The organism is Bacteroidales bacterium, assembly GCA_017521245.1.
Classification (GTDB): domain Bacteria; phylum Bacteroidota; class Bacteroidia; order Bacteroidales; family G3-4614; genus Caccoplasma_A.
The window spans coordinates 39,857-48,305 of the sequence record JAFXDI010000039.1 but is presented as its reverse complement, the minus strand read 5'-3'; the positions used below and the strand labels follow the sequence as shown (position 1 = coordinate 48,305).

Here is an 8,449-nt window from a genome sequence, read left to right as displayed (position 1 = left end):
TTCCTCTCCGATATATGCTGTTCCCAACTCTTCATTTGAAGATGAAACTGTTACAAAATATGTATCAGGCTCCAATACTCGGATTGTCATATCCAACAAGATTCCTCCTTGTGGTTTAATATCTGAATATCCACATGGTGAGAATTGATTCCATGCTACTGATATACGCATACGATAATCGCCCGGTTCTATCAAATCAGGGAACTTGAATGCTGGAAGTCCTTTACTTGTTCCATATTCATTTGTGTATGAACTTGTATTTGCATATTGATTACTTGAAGATGTTCCATTGATGGTTTTTTCTCCATAATTGTTATATGTTACAAGTTCACCTCCTGTTGTTCCGTCATTGTTTGCTGTTGTATTGAACTCTTTATCGTTATCGTAATCAATGTATGCATATGCATGCATCCACTCTCCTTGCCATCCAAATGCTGGGAATGTTACTATTCCACCTTGTTTAACTTCCAATATGGCAGTTTTTGAACGATTAATATATACAGCACCTCCACTTGTTGTTCCTTGAACATCAAGAGTTTCTGTTCCGTTTGATATTGAGAATGATGCCAAGTGGCGTCCTTGGTTGATGTTTCCTGACATGGTACAATACTCTGTCTCAACAACTATTTTTGAGAAGTTTGCTATATATTCAACTGATCCTGTTATTTTTTCGCGGAACGATAAATCAGTTGTAACTACTTGTCCATTAGTGTATGTCCAGTTTACAAACTCATATCCTGTTGCTGGAGTTGCTGTAAAGGTTGCATTTGCTCCTTCAACAATCTCTGCTGTAGTATTGTTATTAACTGTTGCTGTTCCTCCCTCTGCTGGAGAAGCTGTTACTGTTACAGTATATGTTGTTGGTGCTGGTCCATCACTAATACCATATGCATAGAACTCTGCACAGTTACCAAATTTTGTTGATTGATTTGAGTTCCAAGAGTCTGTTACCAATAGATATAGATATTGACCTTTTACCGATTCTGCCAACTCAACGTGATGCTCTGTTGATACTCCATCGTATGTAAATTCACCCTCTGCTGCTGGAGTTAATCCAACAGGTTCTTTTGTTGTTGCATTTATGTTTGAAGAGATTTCGGTCTCACTTACATAGAATTTATATGTTTTAACGTTACCATTACATGTGATATTTGCTCCGTCTGCTGTACGAGAAACGTATGTGAAGGCTGTTATCTCATAAGATGATCCCATATTGTATTGCAACCAGTGTGGTACAGTAGGATTTGGTGTTACACTATAATCTGAGTGCCAGAATGTTGCTGGATCGTCATCAATTGTATGCTCTGGCCATCCACCTGCCGAACCCTCTCCATCATATTCGTATGAAGAAGCTGTTGCTGTCCATGCTGAACGGTCAAGAATGATAGGAGTTCCGCTTGATACTGGTTTGATTTCAAATGCTGATGTAAATTCTCCATTTGCATTTATTATATAGAAATCTCCTCCAGCACCATCAAATGCACCAGCAGATGTTTTAACAATTACTGGGCCTTCCATATCGACATGTTTTCCATTGTCATATCCACGATAACCCCATAGATGAACATATCCGAACAAATCTTCTGCTGTTGCAGATACATTTGCATCTATTGATATTTTTTGTATATCAAATTGTGTTACTCGTGATGCTGAAGACTCAAGACCTGTTTCACTTTCATTATCCAACCAACTTTTACCTCCTATTGTAGGATATGCCATGTAATATGCTCCGTCAAATGTTTTGAACATATATTTACCTGCTGTTTCATCGTACTCGCAAGTAAATTTTGCTGCATCTGGCAACTCCATTCCTTCGGTATATGACGCTAATGATAATGTTCCATCACCATTGTACATATAGTAATCAGCAGTTACTCCTTTTGATATGAATGTATAAGTTTTTCCTACTTGAGGAAGTTCAATTTCATCTGTTGTATAGAATGTTTGTATTGCAGATGTTAATGCTGCAACATTTTCTGTTGATGCATCTGCCTCAACTGCCTCTTTTGCTGAACGCAATTTTGCTTTTGCTATTGCATTAGGATAACCAATACCTCCTTTTGATAACAACTCATTGGCTTTCTCAACCATCTCAAGTGCATCAAAATTAGTTGTAGCCAACAACCAATCCATTGTGAAGTTGTAGTATCCAATGTTAAAACCATCTTCTCCTGGAAGACTTCCATCCCATTTACCTTCTTCTACAAGAATACCTATAGTTCCGTCATTCAACACCTCTAATGATGAGTATGCTGAATATCCGTCATATATTTTACGGCTGATAGGCCAAGTTTCGCCTCCGTCAAGACTTGCATACACTGTTACATTCTCGCGAGTTGATGTGCTTGCTGGAAGTGAGTGCAATAGATAGTATTGTCCGTCATATTCGATAGATACTACATCTCCGTTACATGCTGGATCCATTAGATTATTGTTAACTTCGGCTGTTGTCCAAGTTGCTCCTTGATCTGTTGATTTTGCCATTAGACGATAACCTGAACCGTTTGATGAATCATCTTTACGGTTTTTGATACTCATCAACAAATCGCCATTCTCTAACTCAACAATTTTTGCCTCATCACCACTTGTACAAGCGGCTGTTGAAACTTGCCATGTTGCTCCGTTATCGTCAGAGTAAACTGCGTAGTTACTGCAATTTCCGCCCCATGTTGAATTTTGACGTAAAGCAACTACAAACATCAAACGCCCTGCTTTATCTCCTTTTTTAAGTTGAACAGCACTTCCTGATCCTGCAAAACCTCCTATCCAAGAAGTTCTTGAACCATAAACGGCATTGTAAATTGACTCTGTTATATCAACAGGTGTTGTCCATGATGCTCCATTATCAGAACTCTCTGATTTGTAGAGACGCAAAGGATAGGTTGAATTTGAAGCCCAAAGACCTACACAGTTTGTTCCGTAGTTTTCGTTACCAACAAATACTGTGATAATTTTACCTGTCTCTTCATCATAAACAGCAACTGCATCGCCATAAGTTGTTCCTGCTGTTGCTGACGCTTGTGCAATTGTTACCATGCTGTTCCATGTTGCACCTTTATCAGTACTTGTTTTTGCAACAATACTGATGATGTTTGGCAAGTCGCCCAATGCACTACCTCGTTGGTCGGCAATAGCAACCAATGTTCCATTTTCAGTCTCTACTATCGCCGGAATACGATAATATTGAGAACCGCTCTCCCCCATTGTGAAAACGGGTACTCTTGTAAGCTCATCTTGAGCAAATGATGTTGTAGTTATTATTGACACCAACAACATCACAAAAAAAGATAAAACTTTTCTCATAAATAATTAATTTTTTGGTGAATTGTTTATTTTCGCAAATGTAAGACTTTTTTTCATTCTTTTGAAATCGAAAGGGAACTATTTACCGACATAAATAGATTTATATTCACCATTTTAACATATCTCAACAATAATAGTAATTATATGGGATTTTTAAAGTATCTTAGCAATTTATTTTAAGCATATTATTTATAATAAATTTTAATGAAAAGTTTTGAAGAATTAGGTGTCTTGGATGAGATACTTTTGGCTATTAGTGAATTAGGATTTGAATACCCTATGCCTGTTCAAGAGGCTGTTATTCCTTATCTTTTAGGTAATGGTAATGATGTTGTTGCTCTTGCTCAGACAGGTACAGGAAAAACTGCAGCATTTGGTATTCCTCTTATTCAAAGGGTGGATGTTAAAAAACGTTTCCCTCAGGCTCTTGTTCTTGCTCCTACAAGAGAACTTTGTTTGCAAATTGCTGATGATATTAAAAGTTATTCAAAATATATTGATGGACTGAAAGTTTTGGCCGTTTATGGTGGATCTTCGATTGAGAGTCAAATGAAGAGTTTGAAGAGTGGCGTGCAGATTATTGTTGCTACTCCCGGTAGACTTCTTGATTTGATGAACAGAAAAACTGTTAAGATGGAGAATATCCATAATGTGGTTTTGGATGAGGCTGATGAGATGCTTAATATGGGATTTGAGGAGAGTCTTAACGCTATTCTTACCGAAGTTCCTATGGAGAGAAATATGATGATGTTCTCGGCAACTATGTCGGCAGAGATTGGCGAAATTGCTAAAAATTACCTGAACAACGCTAAAGAGATTGTTATTGGCACCAAAAACGAGGGTACAAAAAATGTTAAGCATATTTACTATATGGTTCATGCCAAAGATAAATATTTGGCTCTTAAACGTATTGCTGACTACTACCCCAAAATTTATGGTATTATATTTTGCCGTACAAGAAGAGAGACTCAAGAGATTGCCGATAACTTGATTAAGGATGGTTATAATGCCGACTCGTTACATGGTGATTTATCGCAGGCTCAACGTGATGCTGTTATGCAAAAGTTCCGTCTGCGTCACTTGCAACTATTGGTGGCTACCGATGTTGCCGCCAGAGGTTTGGATGTTGATGATTTGACTCACGTTATCAACTATGGTTTGCCTGATGATATTGAGTCTTATACTCACAGAAGCGGAAGAACTGGACGTGCAGGAAAGACAGGTACTTCAATTGCCATAATTAATATGCGTGAGCGTGGCAAATTACGTGAAATTGAAAAGGTTATCGCCAAGGAATTTATTACTGGTACTCTTCCCACCGGCAGACAGATCTGCGAGAAACAACTTATAAAGGTTATTGATGATGTTGAGAGAGTGCTGGTCAACGAAGAGGAGATTGAGGGATTCTTGCCATCGATATATCGTAAACTTGAATGGTTGAGTAAAGAGGATCTTATTAAGCGTGTTGTTTCGATTGAGTTTAATAGATTTTTGGAGTATTACAGGGATGCTGATACAATAGATGTTCCCACTGAAAAGGCTGCACAGAAAGAGTGTATGAAGGTTAAAAATAGCGAGAGCGATTCTTCAAAAAGAGGCAGAAAGGCGGCTCCCGGATTTACCCGTTTATTCCTTAATTTTGGTAAAGTTGATGGTTTCTATGCTAACCACGTTATTGAACTTATAAACCGCAATATGAAAGGTCAAAAACCTTGCGTGGGTAAGATTGATCTATTAAGAGAGTTTTCGTTCTTTGAGGTTGCCGAAGAGGATGCCGAGAGCGTTATAAATGCATTAAACAAGAGTTTTGCCAATGGCAGAAGGGTTATTGTTGAAGTTGCCGGAGAGAATACAGGTAAAAGTGACAATAGCGGAAAAAAGGATGGCAGAAAGAAAAAGAGAGACAACAACAATGCCGATATGTTTGAACCTAAAAAACATAAGAAGAGAGGGAAAAAGGATGATTGGCAACAATTCTTTAATGGCGATTTCTCAATCCCCAATGATAGTATGTGGGTAAAGAAAGGCAAAAAGAAGAAGAGAAGATAGTTGTTAATTTTCAGTTGTTAGAGGACTGTGAAGAAAATTATATTTTTTATTTCAGTTTTATTTGTTCTCCCATTTTTTAAGGTTTCAGCGAATCCTATCAACGGATTGCTGGAGAGAATTGATAAGGGGGCTTCGGATAGATTCGCTATTGAGATTTGCGATAGCGACAAGGATTTTTTTGAACTGAGTTCAAACAATAATAAGATTCTTGTTAAAGGTAATAACTTTGTTTCTATTGCAACCGGTATTAACTGGTATTTAAAATATTATGCAGGTATTCATTTGTCGTGGAACAATATGAGCAATCCCCTACCCGAATTACTTCCTATTATTGAAAAGCCAATAAGAATTGAGAGTGATATAAAGTATAGATATAATCTTAATTTCTGTACCTTTTCATACTCTATGGCATTCTGGGATTGGGAGCGTTGGGAACGTGAAATTGACTGGATGGCTCTGCATGGTATAAATTTATCTCTTGCAATTACTGGTAGCGAAGGCGTTTGGGTTAATGTTCTTAAGAGACTTGGCTACAACGATAGAGAGATTGATGATTTTATTGCAGGACCTGCTTTCTCGGCTTGGTGGCTTATGAATAATCTTGAAGGTTGGGGTGGACCTAATTACAAAAGATGGTATAAACGCCAAGTTTCTCTACAACATAAAATTCTTGAAAGATTGAGGGAGTATGGCATTGAACCTGTTTTACCTGGTTACTGCGGTATGATTCCAAGTAATGCTAAAGATAAATTGGGCATTGATGCTGTTAATACAGGATTGTGGTGCGGTTATAAGAGACCATTTTTTATTTTACCTAACGACTCTAATTTTAACTATATTGCAAGCATCTATTATAGTGAACAAGAGAAACTTTTTGGTAAGACCAATTTTTATGCAATTGATCCTTTTCATGAGGGTGGTATAACTGAGGGGATTGATATGGCTGAGGCTGGAAAAACCATTTTAAGTGCAATGAAGAGTTGTAACAAAAATGCTGTTTGGATAGTTCAAGGATGGCAAGGTAATCCCAACAAAGAGATGATTACTCCTATAAAAAAGGGGGATATGCTTATTTTGGACTTACATAGCGAGAGCACTCCTCAATGGGAACATTACCAAGGGCACGATTGGGCATACTGTATGCTTTTAAACTTTGGCGGCAATGTTGGTTTACATGGAAAGTTTGATGCTGTTATTGATGGTTTTTATGAGATAAAAGAGAGTAATAATAGTTCTCTTAAAGGTATTGGAATGACTCCCGAAGGGATTGAAAACAATACCATTATGTTTGAATTACTTACCGAACTTACATGGCGTGGTGAGAGGTTTGATAAGGATGAGTGGTTAAGAGATTACGTTGTGACAAGATATGGCTCTTACGACTCAACTCTTATTAATATTTGGAGGATTTTAAGAAACTCCATATACAACGCTCCCAAAGAGAATAGGCAACAGGGTACTCATGAATCGATATTTTGTGCGAGACCTGCTTTAGGTGTGAGAAATACTTCAAAATGGGCTAACTGCGAGGATTACTACAATCCTCAAGAGATTATAAAGGCTGCTACTCTTATGGCGGAGATTGCCGATAATTACAGGGATAATAATAACTTTGAATATGATTTAACTGATATTCTGCGTCAGGCAATAAGCGAAAAGGGCAGATTGGTTTTAAAAGAGATTGAGTGTGCTTTTGACAGTAATAACAAAGAGTTATTCAACAACAAATGCAATGAGTTCTTAAACTTAATTTTAGCACAAGACTATCTGCTCTCGTGCCGTAAAGAGTTTATGGTTGGCAACTGGATTGAATCGGCTCGCAAGATGGGGAAAACTCGCAAAGAGCGTGATTTATACGAGTGGAATGCCAAGGTGCAGATTACCACATGGGGAGATAGAAATGCCTCAGAGAATGGAGGTTTAAGAGATTATGCCCACAAAGAGTGGAATGGTATTTTAAAGGATTTATACTATAATCGCTGGATGTTATTTTTTGACTCCCTCAAAAATGGTAAAAACCTTGATAATTTTGATTGGTACTCTTTTGATGAAGATTGGGTTAAGAATAAAAAATCATATCCTCACAAAGCATACAATAACGTAATTGATATTGCTAAAGATATATTATTATTGATTGAAGATTAGAGGATATTGTATTTTAATAATACAGTAGTTTAATTATAATGATAAATAATAAAGGAGTGTCCTCTTCAATTGCGAAGAGAACACTCCTTTGTTTAATTATTTAAATTGGACTATTTTATTGATTCTCTATAATCCATAAATTTTGTATAACTGCGAACATAATCTCCTTCATCGTATGGTGCAGATGCCAACACTAATGTTACCGCTCCTGATGAGAAGTTTTTTATCTCTCGCCATATTCCTGGTGGTAAAAGTAAGCCCAAATTGGGACGGTTAAGTGTTACTGTTTTAAATTTCTTTCCGTCATCTACAAGGACATCAAAACTGCCACTCACTGCCACTATCAACTGCATCAACTCCTTATGAGCATGACCTCCTCTGTCACTGGTTGCAGGTACATCATATATGTAATAGACTCTTTTAATATCAAACCCTATTTGATTATTTGCTCCCTCAACGGCTGTAAGATTACCATTGGGACGGTAATATTTACCTAACTCTATTACTTTACAATCGTTTATATTATATAGTTTCTTATCCATTGTCTTTTAGATATTGCAGATATTCGTTATAATCATCAATGTAATCGTCTTGAGAGAAATGTGTTGAGGACAATACTAATGCAACTGAGTTAGTTGAGAAGTTCTCTATTCTTCTCCATATTTTATTAGGGATATATACTCCATTATACGAACGGTTTAGAGTATATACTCGCTCCTCTGTACCATCGTTTAGGATTATATCAAAACTTCCTGAAAGAGCTACTATGAATTCATGTTGCTCCTTAAAGGCATGCCCATATCGTTTTTCCCCTCCGGGTACATCGTATATCCAATATACTCGTTTTATCTCGAAGGGTATTTGATTCAACTCTTCTATCACTGATAGATTTCCTCTGAAATCAACTACTTTTGGGAGTTCTACCTTTTTTACTTTATCAAGTGCCATATTT

5 protein-coding genes are annotated in these 8,449 nt (G+C 37.1%); 2 read left to right on the top strand and 3 right to left on the bottom strand.

Annotation, left to right across the window (positions count from 1 at the left end):
• The coding region (locus IKK64_06275) for an exo-alpha-sialidase (GenBank protein MBR4119668.1) at positions 1 to 3,303 on the bottom strand (3,303 nt) is incomplete at its 3' end.
• A gap of 204 nt (positions 3,304 to 3,507) precedes the next feature.
• Here IKK64_06275 and IKK64_06270 point away from each other — a divergent pair.
• Positions 3,508 to 5,352, top strand: coding sequence for a DEAD/DEAH box helicase (locus IKK64_06270; GenBank protein MBR4119667.1), 1,845 nt, complete (start codon positions 3,508 to 3,510; stop codon positions 5,350 to 5,352).
• A 27-nt stretch (positions 5,353 to 5,379) separates the two neighbouring features.
• Positions 5,380 to 7,497 (top strand): alpha-N-acetylglucosaminidase, encoded by a 2,118-nt coding sequence (locus IKK64_06265; GenBank protein MBR4119666.1) that lies wholly within the window; start codon positions 5,380 to 5,382, stop codon positions 7,495 to 7,497.
• Between the two features lie 110 nt (positions 7,498 to 7,607).
• On the opposite strand, the gene IKK64_06260 is transcribed toward IKK64_06265, so the two are convergent.
• Positions 7,608 to 8,039 (bottom strand): WxcM-like domain-containing protein, encoded by a 432-nt coding sequence (locus tag IKK64_06260; GenBank protein MBR4119665.1) that lies wholly within the window; start codon positions 8,037 to 8,039, stop codon positions 7,608 to 7,610.
• A complete protein-coding gene (locus IKK64_06255) occupies positions 8,032 to 8,445 on the bottom strand; it encodes a WxcM-like domain-containing protein (GenBank protein MBR4119664.1) in 414 nt (137 codons plus the stop codon). The genes IKK64_06260 and IKK64_06255 overlap by 8 nt, the downstream gene beginning before the upstream one ends.
• Positions 8,446 to 8,449: the final 4 nt, after the last annotated feature.